The organism is Corallococcus macrosporus (assembly GCF_017302985.1).
GTDB classification, from domain to species: Bacteria; Myxococcota; Myxococcia; order Myxococcales; family Myxococcaceae; genus Corallococcus; species Corallococcus macrosporus_A.
Genome location: NZ_JAFIMU010000007.1, coordinates 2,462,185 through 2,478,286 on the forward strand (window position 1 = coordinate 2,462,185; position 16,102 = coordinate 2,478,286).

The window sequence follows — 16,102 nt, forward strand, 5'->3', positions numbered from 1 at the left end:
TCAGTCGAGCCAGCGGGTCACGGGACGATGCCGGTCGCACGTGGAGCCCGTCAGCATCCTTGAATAAACAGTATATCTTGAAAATCAGGTGCGCGTCGGCATGGCCCCGAAAACTTGCGCGCCGGGGGAGAGATGCAAGGTTTTGGGGGTGCCCGCCCCGGTGAATGAAAAGCTGAACATGGTGTTTGGAGCCGCCGCGCGTGACGCGCGCCTGCGGTTGGGACTCACGCAGGCGGACGTGGCGGAGCGCGTGGGCATCGCCATGGAGGTCTACAGCCGCATGGAGCGCGGCCGCATGCTGCCCCGGGCCCAGAACCTGCGGCGGCTGTGCGACGTGCTGGCCGTGTCCGCGGACACGCTCCTGGGCGTGGGGCCCGGCGCCTCCCCCGTGTCACCCCGCGCCGCGCCGGCCCAGGAGGACTCCCTGGAGCTGCGGCGCCTGGTGCGCTCGCTGCGAGAACTGGAGCCCCGGCAGCTCAAGGCCGTGGCGCGCGTCGTGCGCACGGTGGTGTCCGTCATGCCCCCCAAGCAGTCTCCGGAACCCCGCGAGCCCCGGCCGACGCCTCGCAAGAAGCCGCTGGCCCCGCCCCGGAAGCGCCGCGCGGGGTAGCACGCGCCAAGGGCAGACAAATGCCGCCGGACTGCAATCGGCTGGCTGCCCGCCTGTCCCCCTGACCCGGGAAACGGGCCTTCGTGAGCGCCCCTCTTACCAATGGCAGACAGGTGGGGTAGCACGGGGCCCAAGGCCATGCTTCCACCCCCGACGCCCGCGGATGAGCCGCGGCGCCTCCAGGCGCTGCGTTCGCTGTGTCTGCTGGACACGCCCGCGCACGAACGCTTCGACCGCATCGTGCGCGCCGCGTCGCACCTGTTCCGGGTGCCCATCGCGCTGGTGTCGCTCATCGACGAGGACCGCCAGTGGTTCAAGGCGCGCCAGGGGCTGGACGCCACGCAGACGCCGCGCGAGGTGTCCTTCTGCGGGCACGCCATCCTCTCCCCCGCCACCTTCGTGGTGCCGGACGCGCTGAGGGACCCGCGCTTCCACGACAACCCGCTGGTGCTGGGCGCCCCCTTCGTCCGCTTCTACGCGGGCCACCCCCTGCGCGCCGCGGACGGCAGCCGCGTGGGCACGCTGTGCCTCATCGACCACCAGCCCCGGGACTTCTCCGACGCGGACCGCGCCGCGCTCGCGGACCTGGCGGGCTGGGCGGAGGTGGAGCTCAACGCCCTGCAGGAGCGCGAGGCCCGCATCGGGCTGATGCAGCAGGAGCGCTTCTTCAAGGTCTCCGTGGACATGCTCTGCATCGCCGCCATGGACGGCACCTTCCTGCGCCTGTCCCAGGCCTGGAGCCGCACGCTCGGCTTCTCCGAGGCGGAGCTCTACAGCACGTCCCTGGTGGACCTGGCCCTGGAGGAGGACCGCGCCGCCACGCTGGGGCACCTGGCCCGCGCGCGCGAGGGCGCCCCCGTCCTCCAGTTCGAGCACCGCGCCCGCTGCCATGACGGCTCCTGGCGCTGGCTCCAGTGGAACGCCGTGCCGGACCCGGAGGAGGGGCTGCTCTACGCCGTCGCCCGCGACGTCACCCAGGCCCGCGCCCTGGAGGAGGAGCGCCAGCGCGTGGAGCGGATGAAGAACGAGTTCATCTCCACCGTGAGCCACGAGCTGCGCACGCCGCTCACCTCCATCCGCGGCTCGCTGGGCCTCTTGTGCGGCGGCGTGGCGGGCCCGCTGGACTCCCAGGTGGCCCAGATGGTGGGCATCGCCCACAAGAACAGCGAACGGCTGCTGCGCCTCATCAACGACATCCTGGACCTGGAGAAGATGGAGTCCGGCCGGCTGGACCTGCACCTGGCCCCCACGGAGGTGGCGCCGCTGCTGGCCCAGGCGCTCCAGGCCCACCAGGGCTACGCGGACGAGTACGGCGTGCGCCTGGAGGCCGTGGTGGACACGCCCCACGCCCGCGCCCGCGTGGACGAGGACCGCTTCATCCAGGTGCTGGCGAACCTCCTCTCCAACGCCATCAAGTTCTCCCCCCAGGGCGAGCGCGTCACCCTGTCGCTCACCCGCGAGGCCGGCGCGCTGCGCGTGGACGTGCAGGATTACGGCCCCGGCATCCCGGAGGCCTTCCAGGCCCGCGTCTTCCAGAAGTTCGCGCAGGCGGACGCGTCCGACACCCGCAGGCGCCCCGGCACCGGCCTGGGGCTGAGCATCGCCCAGGGCCTGGTGGCCCGCATGGGCGGCACCCTGCGCTTCACCACCACCCCGGGGGCGGGCACCCGCTTCTCCTTCGACCTGCCGGAGTGCGAACCCGGGCCGGAAGCGGCCTGAGGGATCCACTTCCCACCGGCGCCCGTAACCCCCGATCCAATCCCCCCTTTCCGGAGCACTCCCTCCCATGGCGAAAATCGAGAAGGTCCTGCTCGTGGACGACGAGGACGACATCCGCACCATCGGGCAGCTCAGCCTCAGCCGTGTGGGCGGATGGAAGACGGTGCTCGCGTCCTCCGGCGCGGAGGCCCTGGAGAAGGCGGGCCAGGAGGGCCCGGACCTCATCCTCCTGGACGTGATGATGCCCGGCATGGACGGGCCCACCACGTTCGGCCGGCTGCGCGCCCAGCCCGCGACCGCGAACACGCCCATCATCTTCATGACCGCCAAGGTCCAGAAGCAGGAGGTGGCGCGCTACCTGGAGCTGGGCGCGGTGGGCGTCATCGGCAAGCCGTTCGACCCCATGACCCTGCCGCAGGAAATCCGCCGACTGGTGCCTTGATGGAACCCCGCCTGTCCAAACGCTCCGCCGCGCTGGCCGCTGGCGCCCTGGTCCTGCTGTGCGCCCTCTTCATCCTGGGCCGCCCGGGCTCCACCGCCGACCATGACCACTACCGCACCCAGCTGCGGCAGCTGCGCGTGGCCACGGCGGAGCTGGAACAGGACGTGCTGCGTCAGCGCGTGGGCATGGCGGAGCTGCACGGCGCCTCCGACCGGGACTTCGACGCGCTGGCCGCCCGCGCCCGCATGCTGCGCACGGCGCCGGGCTTCCTCCCGGACGAGGGGATGCGGTCGCTCAGCGCGTCCCTGGACGCGTACCTGCGCGCGCTGGAGGGCTCGCGCGGGCTGCTGGCGTCGGCCCGCGAGAAGGACCGCCAGCTCTCCGCCCTGCGGGAGGCCTTCCCCGGACAGGTCGCCGCCACCGCCGCCGCGCTGCCCCCGGGCGCGCCGCGTGAACAGGTGGGGGCGCTGGGCGCGGACGTGCTCTTGGCCTTGCGCGCCCATGGAGAGGCCTCCGGTGTCCGCGTGGAGGCGTCGCTCGCGCGCCTGGCCCGGGCGCGTGAGGGACAGACGTTGTCCGCGCCCGCCGTCGCCGCGCTGGACGGCCTGGAGGCCCGCGCGCGGGAGCTGACGGCGCTCCAGCGGGCCGCGGACGCGTCCTTCCAGGCGCTGCTGGACCACGGCGCCACCGGCGAGGCGGAGCGCCTCATCACCACGTACCTCCAGCTCCAGGAGCAGGCCCAGTCCCGCGCGGAGCGCACGCGCATCGTCCTCTTCGGCGTGTCGCTCCTGCTCGTGGGCTACGTCCTCGTCGTGCTGGTGCGGCTGGCCCAGGCGTCCGCGGCGCTGGGGGAGCTCAACCGCGGGCTGGAGGCGCGCGTCGCGGAGCGCACCCAGGCCCTGTCCGCCGCGAGCGCGGAGGCGCGGGCCAGCGACGCGCGCAAGGCCGCCATCCTGGAGGCGTCTCCGGACGGCATCGTGGTGCTGGACGAGTCCGCCCGCGTCGCGGAGTTCAACCCCGCCGCCGCCGCCCACTTCCGCCTGCCGTCCGCGCGGGCGGTGGGCGCGGACTTCCTGACGCTGGCGCTGCCCGCGTCGCTGCCGGCGTCGCAGCGGGAGGCCGTGCACGCCGCGCTCCGCCAGGACACGGTCGCCGCGCGCGTGGAGACGCCGTGCCTGCGCGCGGATGGCGCCGTGTTCCCCGCGGAGCTCACCTTCGCGCGCGTGCACGCGGACGGCCCGCCGCGCACCACCGTCTTCGTGCGCGACCTCACGGAGCGCAAGGCCGTGGAGCGGATGAAGAACGAGTTCGTCTCCACCGTGAGCCATGAGCTGCGCACGCCGCTCACCTCCATCCGGGGCTCGCTGGGCCTGCTGGAGAACGGCATCGTGGGGGAGCTGCCCTCGCAGGCGCTGGACATGGTGCGCATCGCGCGCACGAACACCGAGCGGCTCATCCGGCTCATCAACGACATCCTGGACCTGGAGAAGATGGAGTCCGGGATGCTGGAGCTGAAGCTCCAGCCGCAGACGGCGCAGGACCTGGTGGAGGCCACGCTCGCGGGCGTGCAGGGCATGGCGGAGACAGCGCACGTCACCCTGCGCTCGGACGTGGAGGGCACGCCGCAGGTGAAGGGCGACCGCGACCGGCTCATCCAGGTGCTCACCAACCTGGTCTCCAACGCCATCAAGTTCTCCCCCCAGGGCGCCTCCGTGGTGGTGGCCGCCGGCCTCACGGCGGACGGCCGCGTGCGCTTCAGCGTCACGGACCAGGGCTCCGGCATCCCGGAGGAGAAGCTCCCCCGCCTCTTCGGCCGCTTCCAGCAACTGGACGCGTCCGACACGCGCAGCAAGGGCGGCACCGGCCTGGGGCTGGCCATCTCGCAGGCCATCGTGGAGCAGCACGGCGGCCGCATCGAGGTGTCCAGCCCGCCCGGCCAGGGCGCCACCTTCCACTTCACACTGGAGGCCCTGCGCGTCCCCGCGCCGGCCGCCGGCACCACGCTGCCCGCGGACGAGTCCCGCCACAACGTGCTCATCGTCACCGCGGACGCGGACCTGTCCGCCCTCTTGCGCGGCCTGCTGTCGCACGAGGGCTACCGGGTGGTGCGCGCCGCCACGCTCACGGAGGCCGCGCAGGCGGTGGAGCACGCGCTGCCGGACGCGCTGGTGGTGGACACGCAGATGCCGGACGGCCCGGTGCTGGACTGGGTGCGCCGCCTGCGGGAACAGCCGCGCACGCGCGAGCTGCCCGTGCTGGCCCTGGCCGGACGCTCGCAGACGGGGCCCAAGGACGCGGGCACCGCGCTGCTGGTGGACTGGCTGCCCACGCCCGTGGAGGAAACGCGGTTGCTGAAGACACTGCGTTACGCCATGCGCCAGCCGGGCCAGGCGCGCGTGCTGGTGGTGGACGACGACGCCACCACGCGCCGGGTGCTGTGCGCGCAGTTCGAGCGGCTGGGCGCGCTGTGCATCGAAGCGGCGGACGGGGAGAGCGCGGTGGCGCTCGCGCGTGACACGCCCCCGGACCTCATCGTGCTGGACGTGGGGCTGCCCCGGCTGGACGGCTTCGAGGTGGTGGACATCCTGCGCCAGGGCAAGGGCCGCGCCACGCCGCTCATCGTCTTCACCGGCCGCGAGCTGTCGCGCACCGACCAGCGCCAGCTCACGCTGGGCATCACCCGGCACCTGACGAAGGCCCGCGCTTCCGAGGAGGAGCTGGTGGCCTCCGTGCGGGAGCTGCTCAACGGACTGCTGGCCCGCCGCGACGCCGCGGCCGAGCCTCGAAAGGCGATGCCATGAGCACCGCGCGCAACGACAAGACGCTGCTCTTCCTGGAGGACGACCGCGACCTGCAGGCCCTGGTCTGCGCCTTCCTGCGGGAGAAGGGCTACCAGGTGACGCCCGCGCGCACCGCCGCGGAGGCGCGCGAGGTGCTCCAGTCCAAGCCGGTGGACGCCGCCATCGTGGACGGCCTCCTGCCGGGCATGACCGGCGCGGACTTCATCCGCGAGCTGCGCCAGACGAAGCCCACGCTGCCCGTGCTCTTCGCGTCCGCCTTCTGGAAGGACCTCAAGAGCCACGAACTGCTCACGCGCCAACTGGGCGTGGCGCGCGTGGTGCACAAGCCCTACCGGCCGGAGGAGCTGGCCGTGTGGCTGGAGCAGCTCTTCGCGGTGGCGGAGCCGCCGCCCCCGCCTCCGGAGCCGCTGGAGGACGAGGAGGCGGACGCGGAGCCCGTGGACGACTTCGCCGCGAGCCTGGCCCTCTTGAGCGCGGACTACGGCGCCAGGCTGCCGGAGCGGCTGGCCACGCTCCAGGCGCTGCTGGGCAAGGGGCGCCACGGCGACGCGGCGGCCCTGGAGGAGGCCTACAGCGTCGTGCACAAGCTGCACGGCACCGCGGGCAGCTACGGCTTCCGCGACGTGAGCATCACGGCGGGCGCGCTGGAGGACGTGCTGCGTCCGGTGAAGACCGGCGGGACGCTGGACTGGGCCCAGGTGGACGCGGGCTTCCGCGCGCTGGAGGACCGCGTGTCGCTGCCGGTCCTCGCCCCGGAGCCGGAGCCCGAGGAGGCCGTCGTCGCCGCCATGGGCACGCTGCTGGTGGTGGACGAGGACGCGGCCATCCTCGCGGACGCGAAGCAGATGGGGGACCGCGAAGGCGTGCGCGTGGTGACGGCCCGCACGCCCGAGGAGGCCTGCGCCGCGGTGGAGCGGCAGTGGGTGGACGGGGCGCTCCTGCACATGGGCACGGACGGGCTCGCCACCGCGAGCGCGCTGCGCGCGATGGAAGGCCACCAGTTCCTGCCGCTGGCCTTCTCCAGCGCGAACGGCGGCCTCCAGGAGCGCGTGCACGCGGCGCACGCGGGCGCGTCGCTGTTCCTGCCCCGGCCCTTCACCCAGCAGGACTTCGCCACCGCGGCGGAGCGGCTGGTGGCGGCGCGCAGGCTGGAGCGCGCGAAGGTGATGGTCGTGGACGACGACCCGGAGGCGGTGCGCGCCCTCTCCCAGGCGCTGGTGAGCGACGCGGTGGAGGTGGTGGGGCTGGAGAACGCCTACGGCCTGCTGGACGCGCTCGCGCAGCACCGCCCGGACCTGCTGCTGCTGGACGTGCAGATGCCCGGGCCCAGCGGCTTCGACTTGTGCCGCATCCTGCGCCTGACGCCGGAGTGGCAGGAGCTGCCCATCCTGCTCATCACCACGCAGGTGGGGCTGGAGTTCCGCCTGGCCGCGTTCCAGGCCGGCGCGGATGACTACCTGGCCAAGCCCGTGCTGAAGGAGGAGCTGCGCGCCCGCGTGCACGCCCGGCTGGAGCGGGCCCGGCTGTCGCGCGAGCGCACGGAGCGCGACGCGCTCACCGGCCTCATGCTGCGCCGGCCCTTCGTGGAGGCGGTGGCCACGCGCCTGTCGGAAGCGCGCCGCGGCGACCGGCCGCTGGCGCTGTGCTTCCTGGACGTGGACCACTTCAAGAAGGTGAACGACCAGCACGGCCACCTCGCGGGGGACCGCGTGCTGATGCGCCTGGGGCGCCTGTTGGGAGCGCGCTTCCGCCGCGAGGACCTGCGCGCCCGCTGGGGCGGCGAGGAGTTCGTCGTCGCGCTGCTGGGCGAGTCCGCGGAGAGCGCGAAGGAGATCCTCTCCCGCACGGCGGAGGAGCTGGCGGGGATGGCCTTCGAGAGTGACGCGGGCACGAGCTTCCACGTCACCTTCAGCGCGGGGCTCGCGGTGGCGCCGCAAGACGGCACCACCCTGGACGAGCTCTTGCGCGTCGCCGACGCCCGGCTCTACCGGGCGAAGGAGAACGGCCGCAACCGCATCGAGACGGAGTGACGCCCGCGCGTCACGGCTCCGCCAGCACCAGCAGGCCGCGCGACAGGTCCACGACGTACACGTACCCGTCGCCCGGCACGCGGATGCCGATGGCCCCCTGGTAGAGGCTGCTGGTGCTGAGCGGGTGGGCCTCCTGGAAGGAATCGAAGGAGGCGATCTCCTTCGGGCGCTCGGGGGTGGCCACGTCGAAGACGCGCACGCCCTCGTGGTACCAGGCCACGTAGAGCCGCGTGCCCTTCAGCACCATGTTGTGGATGGACGTCTGCGGGCGCTTCTTCACCTCGCCGATGAGCTTGATGTTCGCGGGGTCGGTGACGTCCAGCACGCGCAGGTGCGCGCCAAAGCGCTCGCCGCCCTCGAAGGCGATGGTGCGCCCGTTGATGGTGCCCACCGCGTTCGCGTGGCTGTACTGGCCCTTGAAGACATACCTGCCCAGCTCGGGCGTCACGTCCGGGCGCTTCACGTCCAGGACCACGTAGCCGCTGGCCGTGTGGTTGACGTAGAGCCGGTCCTGATAGGCGAACGCGTCGTGCGGGTAGCTGGTGAGCCCATCGCCGCGCGGCACGGAGATGCGGCTGAGCAACTGGGGCTCCAGCGGTGAGGCCACGTTGAACAGGAGCGTCTCGGCGTTGGGGGAGGGGGACATGGCGTACAGCCGGTCACCGTCCACGAACACGGTGTGCACGTTGATGGCTTCGCCGGGCAGCGCGCGCACGTACTGGGGATTCGCCGGGTCGGTGATGTCGTAGACGATGACGCCGGAGTTGGCGCTGGCGACGTAGAGCGCGTCGCCCTTGGCCCAGACGCCGTTCCAATAGTTGTCGTTGGGCAGGCTCACGCGGGTGATGAGCGTGGGGTGGGCAGGGTCGCTCACGTCGAAGACGGTGAGGCCGCCAGGCTCGTTCTTGTTCCGGGGCACGGACACCACGTAGGCGTGGCCCTTGGTGACGTAGATGTCCACGGACTCGCCCTGGGGGACGGCGGTCTCGGAGACCAGGCGCAGGGGCTTCGCGCCGGTGCTCGCCTCGCGGTCCAGGTTCATCCGCCACACGTTGAAGGTGCCGGAGTACGTCGCGATGCCGTCGGCGCAGCGCACGAAGCAGCCGGTGATGCGGCCGGGCTCCGGCACGCGGCAGCCCGCGAGCGCGTACAGGGACTGCTTGTTGTTGGCGCTGACGTACTGGCCGGTGATGAAGAACCCCTGCGGCCCCGTCTGCTGGCTCACCAGGGGAAAGCCCAGGAAGCTGGGGGTGGTGTCCAGGCGGAAGCCCGCGCTGAACGAGGTCTCAGGGTCGTAGCGGAAGATGCCCAGGTAGATGCCGGACGGCTCCACGGCGCGCACCGCGTTCAGGTCACAGCCCGCGAGGGGGAAGCTGCTCGGGTCGGTGCAGTTCGCACGCGGCGCGAAGATGTCCGGGTCCTTGCACGGCTCGTCGGATTCCACGTCCACGTAGTCGGTGAGCTCGACGGGCGGCGTTGGATCCGGCGTGCCAGCATCCGGCGCGGCAGGGTCGGTGTCGCTACAGCCGGACAGGGACAGGGCAACGGCGAACAGGCCCGTACCCAGGAGGCGAAGAGAAGAGGTCATGGGGTGGCTGGCTCCAGCTCGTGGCTTCGCGGTCCTCGGCCGACGCGCGAAGCCCTGGAGTCTAGCCCACGCCCCGGAGCGGATGCCGAGCCCCCCATCCGGCGCTAGAAGCCCGCCATGCACCCACGCCGCCCGGACATCGAAGCCGCGCTCACCGACCTGCGCACCCGCGTTCCCGGAGGGACGGTGGTGGACCACTGGAGCAGCGAGCCGCCCTGGCCCACGCCCGAGCAGCAGCGCCTGCGGGAGGCCTGGCGCGACAGCATGGCGGAGGCGCTGGAGGCGGCGCTGACGCGGCAGGCCTTCGAGCCCATCTCCATCCCCGAAGCGCGGAGCCCTCCGGACTGGGAGTGCATCGTCGCTCATGCGCTGGTGCGTCACGGCGGGCCGGTGGCGTCCTACCCCGCCTTCTCGGAGACGCGGCAACGCGACGGGGAGACGTTCATCACGCTCGGCGCGGACTCCGACCAGTTGGTCGTCTACCAGGGGCCCCTGGAGCTCCACGGCCACGTCCACCTGTCGGGGACCGTCGTCGTGCTGGGAGACCTCATCGTCCATGGCGCCCTGATGGATGGGGACCCGGCGGACTCGGGGCTCGTGGTCCTTGGCAATGAACGGGTGCGCGCGCTGTCCGCGGGCGCGGACCACCTCGTGACCGGGGACCTGGAAGTGGAGCTGCTGAGGCCGTCCGGCTCGGGTGGCTCACTGGCCGTTGGCGGAGCGGTCCGTGCCCGGCTGCGGCTGGAGGAGTCCTCGGCCGGTGAGGAGGACCGGCGCTGGCTGGAGCCCGTGCCGTCCAACAAGGTCCTCGACGACGGCTGGGCCTTGTGCCGGGAGGTGGGCAGCGGCCGGTCGAGGGTGCGGCCCCCTCCGTAGGAGGCCGTCCCCCCGCGCCGGGCTCAGGGCTGCTCGGAGAGGATGAGCAGCCCCCGGGCCGTGTCCACGACGTAGAGGAACCCGTCGCCCGGCACGCGGATGCCGATGGCGCCCTCGAACGTGCCGCCCGCGCGTCCCGGATCCGTCTCCCGGTACGTGTTGAAGTACGCGACCTCGCGCGGCTTCGGCGGATGGGACACGTCCAGCACCCGCACGCCCTCCTGGTAATAGGCCACGTACAGCTTCGTGCCCTGGAGGATCATGTTGTGGATGGAGAGCTCCGGGCGCAGGCCGTACTCGCCGATGAGCTTCATGTTCGCGGGGTCGGTGACGTCCAGCACGCGCAGGTGGGACCCGGCGAACTCGCCGCCCTCGAAGGCGATGGTGCGGCCCGCGAAGGTGCCCACCGCGCTCGCGTGGGCGTACTGGCCATCAAAGGCATACCCGCCCAGCGGCAGGACGTGCTCCGCGTCCGCCACGTCGAAGGCCTGGTAGCCGGCCTCCGTGTAGCTCACGTAGAGGCGGTCCTCGTACACGAAGGCGTCATGGGGGCCGCTCACGCTCGTGCCCGGGGACACCCGGTTGAGCTCCACGGGCGCCAGCGGTGACGACACGTCGAGGATGAGCACCGCGTCGCCAGGCGACGGGGCCATGGCATAGAGCCGGTCGCCCTTCACGTGCACGGTGTGCACGTTGAGCGGCTCGTTGGGCACGGCGCGCACGTACCGTGGATCCGCCGGGTTGGAGATGTCGTAGACGACGACGCCGGAGCTGCCGCTCGCGATGTAGAGCGCGTCGTCCTTGGCCCAGACGCCGTTCCAGGACGTGTCCCCGGTGAGCTGCACGGTCTTCGTGAGCACCGGGTGCGCGGCGTCCCGCACGTCGAACACCGCCAGGCCGCCGGGCTTCTCGGCCGTCCCGATGGCCACCACGTACGCGTGCCCCTTCGTGACGTAGACGTCCACCGGCATGCCCATGGGGACGGAGGACTCGGACACGAGGCTGAGGCCGGACGACTCCGCCTCACCGCGCGTCCGCAGGCCCGGGCGGGTCGCGGTGAAGGTGCCCACGATGCCGACCTTCCCCTGCGAGCACTGGACGTAGCAGCCGTTGATGCGGTCGGGGGTGGGCCGGGTGCAGCCCATGAACACCAGGTCCCGGGCCGGCGTGAAGCGCGTGGCGGGGAAGGTGGCCGCGGTGAAGAACGAACCCGCGCCCACCTCCTGCCGTGTCAGTGCCCGGCTGGAGAGGGTGCCCGGCCCGCCGTCGAGCGGCAGCCGGAGGCTGTAGCCGGAGAGGTTGGAGGTGTAGCCGGTGTTGGGGCGGGCATCGAGGAAGTAGTAGCCCGTGGTGTCCAGGTCATCGAACGCGCCCGCCGTGCACGTGGACCGGTTGAAGAGGGACGCGTCGTTACAGATGGCCACCGCGTCACCGACGGCCAGGTTGAAGGCGCAGTCCGAATACGGTCCCCGGTCCACGTGGTCGGTGCGCTCGGGAAGCGCCTCCGCGCCGCCGTCCCAGGTGGCGATGTCCGTACCCGCATCCGGAGCACCCGCATCGGCATCCGGCTCGGGGGCCATGCCCGAGTCCACGGGCGCGTGCGAGCCCGCGTCCACGGTGGGAAGGGATGACGAAGTGGAGCAGCCCGTCAGGGCCAGGGCGGTGGTGAGCAGCAGGAGGCGGTGGGAGCGCGAAGTCATGCCCCTGATACGTCTCCGCCGCGCGGAGTGACTGAAATCCCCGTCATCCCGCAACCATCTTCCGGCACGTGGAGAAGTCCCTTGCGCGCCGGACCGGATAGGCTTGCGCGCACGTCATGCCCCTCACGCGTCTGGACATCGCAGGCTATCGCTCCGTGCGTCAGCTCCACCTGGAGCTGGGGCCGGTGACCGTGGTGGTGGGCCCCAACGGCAGCGGCAAGACGAACCTGTACCGCGCGCTGTACCTGCTCTCGGCGGCGGCGGAGGGGCGGCTCGCGCGCACGCTGGCGGAGGAGGGCGGCGCCCCGAGCGTCATGTGGGCCGGCCCGCGCGACCCCAGGAAACCGGCGCGCGTGCGAGTGACGGTGGACCTGGACGACCTCACCTACGAGCTGCAATGCGGCGTGGTGCCCAACGCGCCCGCCGAGCCGCGCCCGACGATGTTCACGTTGGATCCGGAGGTGAAGGAGGAGCACCTCTGGGCGCACGCTGGAGGCCGGCGGCTGGTGTTGATGGAGCGCAAGGACCGCACGGCCTTCATCCGCGACGCGGACGGCAAGCGCATCACGTTCCCCACGGAGCTGTGGGGCGCGGAGTCGGTGATGGATCAGCTCTCCGAACCGCACCGCTTCCCCCGCCTTGCGGAGGTGCAGCGCACGCTGGGCGCGTGGCGCTTCTACCACCACTTCCGCACGGACCCGGACGCGCTGCCCCGGCACCCGCAGGTGGGCGTGCGCACGCCGGTGCTCGCATCGGACGGACGAGACCTGGCGGCGGCGCTCCAGACCATCTGGGAGATTGGCGACGACCGCGCGCTGGAGCAGGGCATCGACGACGCCTTCCCCGGCGCGAGGCTGGAGATTCGAGCGGAGGAGGGCCGCTTCAGCCTCTTCCTGCACATGCCCGGCCTGTCCAGGCCCATGTCGGCGGCGGAGCTGTCGGACGGCACGCTGCGCTACCTGTGCCTGCTGGCGGCGCTGCTCAGCCCCAGGCCGCCGCCGTTCCTCGCGCTGAACGAACCGGAGACCAGCCTGCACCCGGACCTGCTGGAGCCCCTGGGCCGGCTCATCGCGCGAGCCTCGGAGGACAGCCAGGTCTGGGTGACGACGCACGCGGAGCCCCTCGCGCGAGTCATCGCCGGCAAGACCGGCAGCGCCCCGGTGCACCTGGAGAAAGAGCAGGGCGCGACGACGGTGAAGCGGAACGGGAACGACGAATGACGCCCGGCCTCTACCTCACGCACAAGCCCGTGGGCGCCACCAGCTTCGCCACGGTCCGCGCCTTCCAGGAGGAGGCCCAGGCGACGCGGCCTGGCCGCCGCACGGCGCTGGTCCACGGCGGCACGTTGGATCCGTTCGCGGAAGGGCTGCTCTTGATGCTGGTGGGCCCGGCCACGCACCTCTTCGAACACCTGCACGCCGCGCCCAAGGTCTACGTGGCCCGCGTGGAGTGGGGCACGGAGATGGACACCGGCGACCTGCACGGCCGCCCCGTGCACCAGGGGGGCGCCTCCGCGCTCACGCCCGCGAGCCTCGACGAAGCGCTGCGCCCGTTCCTCGGCTGGACGGAGCAGGTGCCGCCCGCCACCAGCGCCAAGAAGCTCGGAGGCGAGCCCGCCTACCGCAAGGCCCACCGGGGGGAGGCCGTGGACCTGCCCCCGTCGCGTGTGTACCTGCACGCGGCGCGCTGGCTGTCGCACGACCTGCCCCGCGCCAGCGTGCTGGAGCTCACCTGCCGGGGCGGCTACTACGTCCGCGCGTTGGCCCGAGACCTGGGACGCGCGCTCGGCTGCGGCGCGCACCTCTCCGCGCTGAAGCGCACGGCCATCGGTCCGTGGAAGGACCCCGGCCCCGGCCATCGCATCGAGCTGCACGGCCGCGACCTGCTCCCGTGGACCTCCTCCCGCGTCCTCACGGATCAGGACGTGGGCGCGCTGCGCCAGGACCAGTCCATTCCTCTCTCTCCGCTCCAGCCTCCGGACTGGCGCCTCCCGCCGGGCTACCCGGAGCCCGCGGGTCCGGTGCGAGGCTTCCACCAGGGGAAGTTGACCTTCCTGCTCACGCCCCGGGACGGAGCGCTCTGGCCCGAGACAGAGCTGCGCGGCGGCGTCTAGAACGGGCGCCCCATGGCCCCTCCCGACCTGAAGACCGTCGAGCTGACCCCGGAGCGCTGGCCCGACCTCGAGAAGCTCTTCGGCCCCAACGGCGCCTGCGGCGGCTGCTGGTGCATGTACTGGCGCATCCCGGAGGGCGAGCGCTACGACGACGTGCGAGGCCCCGAGGCGAAGCGCCGCTTCAAGGCCCTGGTCGCGAGCGGCGAGGCGAAGGGCCTCCTCGCCTACGCGGACGGCGAACCGGTGGGCTGGGCCACCTTCGGCCCGCGCCGGGACTTCCCGCGCCTGGACCGCGCCCCCAGCTTCAAGTGCGACGACGCGGACGCCGTCTCCTCCGTGCCCTGCTTCTTCATCCACCGCGACTGGCGCAACCAGGGCTACGTCCACGTCGCGGAGCGCCCCGCCGGCAAGCAGCGTGTGCGCAAGGCGCTGCGGCCCGCGCGCCGGAAGTGATGCTTCGGGTCACCACCCCGGGGCGGGGGGGATGGTGACTGTCATCACCGCTGGTGACTGTTGTCACCACCCCGGCTTTCGCGCCGTCGCCGCGTAACCCCATGGAATCATTCAGGGTATGCAGGCAGGCAGGGCTGGCACGACGCGCGCAATAGGTCCCGGCATGACCGCTTCCGCAACGGAAGCCGCTCCTCCCGGAGATTGACCATGTCCTCGATCAAGCACGCCGTCACCACCTCCCTGAACAGCAAGCCGGCCCTGGGCCACAAGGAGCTCGCGGTCCTCAAGGGCTCGGTCTCCGCCGCGAAGCAGAACGCGGAGATGAAGGCGACGCTGAACAACATGAAGGCGCAGATGGAGGGCATGAAGGCGCAGATCGCCGACCTCAAGTCCCACCAGCACGGCGGTGATCAGTTCTCCGCCGGCAGCCGCGGCTGCTGGACGCCCCCCCGCGACAACTGGCAGCCCAAGGACCTGGGCGCCATGATGGAGATGAGCAAGCTGAACCAGACCTCCGGCCCCATCAGCGCGGAGAAGTTCGCGGACAGCATCGAGGCCGCCATCGGGGACCTGGACGGCCAGGCCGCCTCCGGCGAGTACCGCGCCGTCTCCGACTGGGCCGCCAACAACCGCGAGCGCCTCACCCCGGAAGCCCGCCAGGTGATGGACATCTACAGCAAGTACGCGGCGCTCTCCCAGGCGCGCGGCCAGTCCGGCATCCCGCAGGACGACATGAAGAAGATGCTCGCGGAGATGCGCGACGTGGGTGACGCCAGCGCGAAGAAGGCGCTCGCCCACCTGGACAGCAAGACCCACGGCGGCACGGTGTCCGGCCAGGACATGGCCCGCGCCATCTCCCGCGGCACCGCGGACCACGACGGCCAGGCCGCCGGCGCGGAGCTGAAGGAGTTCGAGAAGTGGGCCTCCAAGAACGAGAGCCGCCTGTCCCCGGAGGCCAAGGAGGTCCTGGACGTCTACCGCAAGCACGCCAAGGCCGCGCAGGCGGAGGGCCGCTCCGGCCTCAACGACCGCGAGACCGCCGCCCTCAACCGCGAGCTGCGCAAGGTGGGCGCCGGTGACGTGAGCGCCCGCAAGGCCACGGAGGCGCTCGACAGGGAGCAGGGCCCCATCTCCGGCGAGGACCTCACCGAGGCCATCAAGAAGGGCATCTCCGACAACGACGGCCACTCCTCCACCTCCGAGCTGAAGGAGTTCGAGAAGTGGGCCGCCAAGAACGAGAGCCGCCTCACCCCCGAGGCCCGCGACGTCCTGAAGACCTACCAGGAGGCCGCGAAGAAGGCCGGCCCGGGCGGCATCACGCAGAAGGACGCGGACGCCATGTTCAAGAAGATGGAGGGCTTCAAGACCTTCAGCGACAGCTCCATGCGCAACGCGCTGGAGGTCCTGGACTCCAAGCCGGGCAAGATCACCGGCAACGACCTGACCGCCGCCATCGAGAAGGGCGCGGGCGACCTGGACGGCCAGGCGGCCGGCAACGAGTTCACCGACACGATGAAGTGGGCCCGCCAGAACTACGACCGCCTCACGCCCGAGGCGAAGAAGGTCGTGGACACCTACGAGAAGTACGCCAACCGCGCGAACTTCCAGGGCTCCGTCGGCATCGACCAGAAGGACTTCAAGAAGATGATCAACGAGATGAAGTTCGTCAGCAACCCGCCCCGCACGCGTCCCGCGTTCTACGCGGCCTGAGCTGAAGCAGGGGGGGAAGTGAAGTGGGGGAAAAATTGAAGCAGGGGGGATAGAGGTGCC

Annotated in this window: 12 protein-coding genes; 10 read left to right on the forward strand and 2 right to left on the reverse strand. The window is 71.9% G+C overall.

Translation table 11 applies throughout. The features are described from left to right. The first annotated feature begins 160 nt into the window (after positions 1 to 160). From JYK02_RS22590 to JYK02_RS22610, 5 genes are all read left to right on the forward strand, one after another. Positions 161 to 610, forward strand: coding sequence for a helix-turn-helix domain-containing protein (locus tag JYK02_RS22590; RefSeq protein ID WP_431603490.1), 450 nt, complete (start codon positions 161 to 163; stop codon positions 608 to 610). 138 nt (positions 611 to 748) lie between these two features. After that, on the forward strand, positions 749 to 2,329 hold the full coding sequence (locus tag JYK02_RS22595; protein WP_207053941.1) for a GAF domain-containing sensor histidine kinase: 1,581 nt from the start codon (positions 749 to 751) through the stop codon (positions 2,327 to 2,329). Between the two features lie 67 nt (positions 2,330 to 2,396). Next, a complete protein-coding gene (locus tag JYK02_RS22600) occupies positions 2,397 to 2,771 on the forward strand; it encodes a response regulator (protein ID WP_014400722.1) in 375 nt (124 codons plus the stop codon). Further along, positions 2,771 to 5,572 (forward strand): ATP-binding protein, encoded by a 2,802-nt coding sequence (locus JYK02_RS22605; RefSeq protein WP_207053943.1) that lies wholly within the window; start codon positions 2,771 to 2,773, stop codon positions 5,570 to 5,572. The genes JYK02_RS22600 and JYK02_RS22605 overlap by 1 nt, the downstream gene beginning before the upstream one ends. After that, complete coding sequence (locus JYK02_RS22610; RefSeq protein WP_207053945.1) at positions 5,569 to 7,602, forward strand: response regulator; 2,034 nt, start codon at positions 5,569 to 5,571, stop codon at positions 7,600 to 7,602. Before JYK02_RS22605 ends, JYK02_RS22610 begins: the two co-directional genes overlap by 4 nt. 10 nt (positions 7,603 to 7,612) lie before the next feature. Here JYK02_RS22610 and JYK02_RS22615 read toward each other — a convergent pair whose 3' ends face one another. Then, positions 7,613 to 9,190 carry an LVIVD repeat-containing protein gene (locus JYK02_RS22615; RefSeq protein ID WP_207053947.1) on the reverse strand — a complete coding sequence of 526 codons (1,578 nt, stop codon included), beginning with the start codon at positions 9,188 to 9,190 and terminating at the stop codon, positions 7,613 to 7,615. A gap of 117 nt (positions 9,191 to 9,307) precedes the next feature. Between JYK02_RS22615 and JYK02_RS22620 the strand changes: the two genes are divergently transcribed. After that, on the forward strand, positions 9,308 to 10,066 hold the full coding sequence (locus JYK02_RS22620) for a hypothetical protein (RefSeq protein ID WP_207053948.1): 759 nt from the start codon (positions 9,308 to 9,310) through the stop codon (positions 10,064 to 10,066). Between the two features lie 23 nt (positions 10,067 to 10,089). On the opposite strand, the gene JYK02_RS22625 is transcribed toward JYK02_RS22620, so the two are convergent. Next, positions 10,090 to 11,766, reverse strand: coding sequence for an LVIVD repeat-containing protein (locus tag JYK02_RS22625; RefSeq protein ID WP_207053949.1), 1,677 nt, complete (start codon positions 11,764 to 11,766; stop codon positions 10,090 to 10,092). Between the two features lie 116 nt (positions 11,767 to 11,882). Here JYK02_RS22625 and JYK02_RS22630 point away from each other — a divergent pair, with 116 nt between their 5' ends. The 4 genes from JYK02_RS22630 (at position 11,883) to JYK02_RS22645 (ending at position 16,042) form a co-directional block, all read left to right on the forward strand. Then, positions 11,883 to 12,986 (forward strand): AAA family ATPase, encoded by a 1,104-nt coding sequence (locus JYK02_RS22630; RefSeq protein WP_207053950.1) that lies wholly within the window; start codon positions 11,883 to 11,885, stop codon positions 12,984 to 12,986. Further along, positions 12,983 to 13,879 (forward strand): tRNA pseudouridine(55) synthase TruB, encoded by an 897-nt coding sequence (truB, locus tag JYK02_RS22635; protein WP_207053951.1) that lies wholly within the window; start codon positions 12,983 to 12,985, stop codon positions 13,877 to 13,879. Before JYK02_RS22630 ends, truB begins: the two co-directional genes overlap by 4 nt. 12 nt (positions 13,880 to 13,891) lie before the next feature. Further along, positions 13,892 to 14,332 carry a GNAT family N-acetyltransferase gene (locus JYK02_RS22640; RefSeq protein ID WP_207053952.1) on the forward strand — a complete coding sequence of 147 codons (441 nt, stop codon included), beginning with the start codon at positions 13,892 to 13,894 and terminating at the stop codon, positions 14,330 to 14,332. 207 nt (positions 14,333 to 14,539) lie between these two features. After that, positions 14,540 to 16,042, forward strand: coding sequence for a hypothetical protein (locus tag JYK02_RS22645; protein ID WP_207053953.1), 1,503 nt, complete (start codon positions 14,540 to 14,542; stop codon positions 16,040 to 16,042). Positions 16,043 to 16,102: the final 60 nt, after the last annotated feature.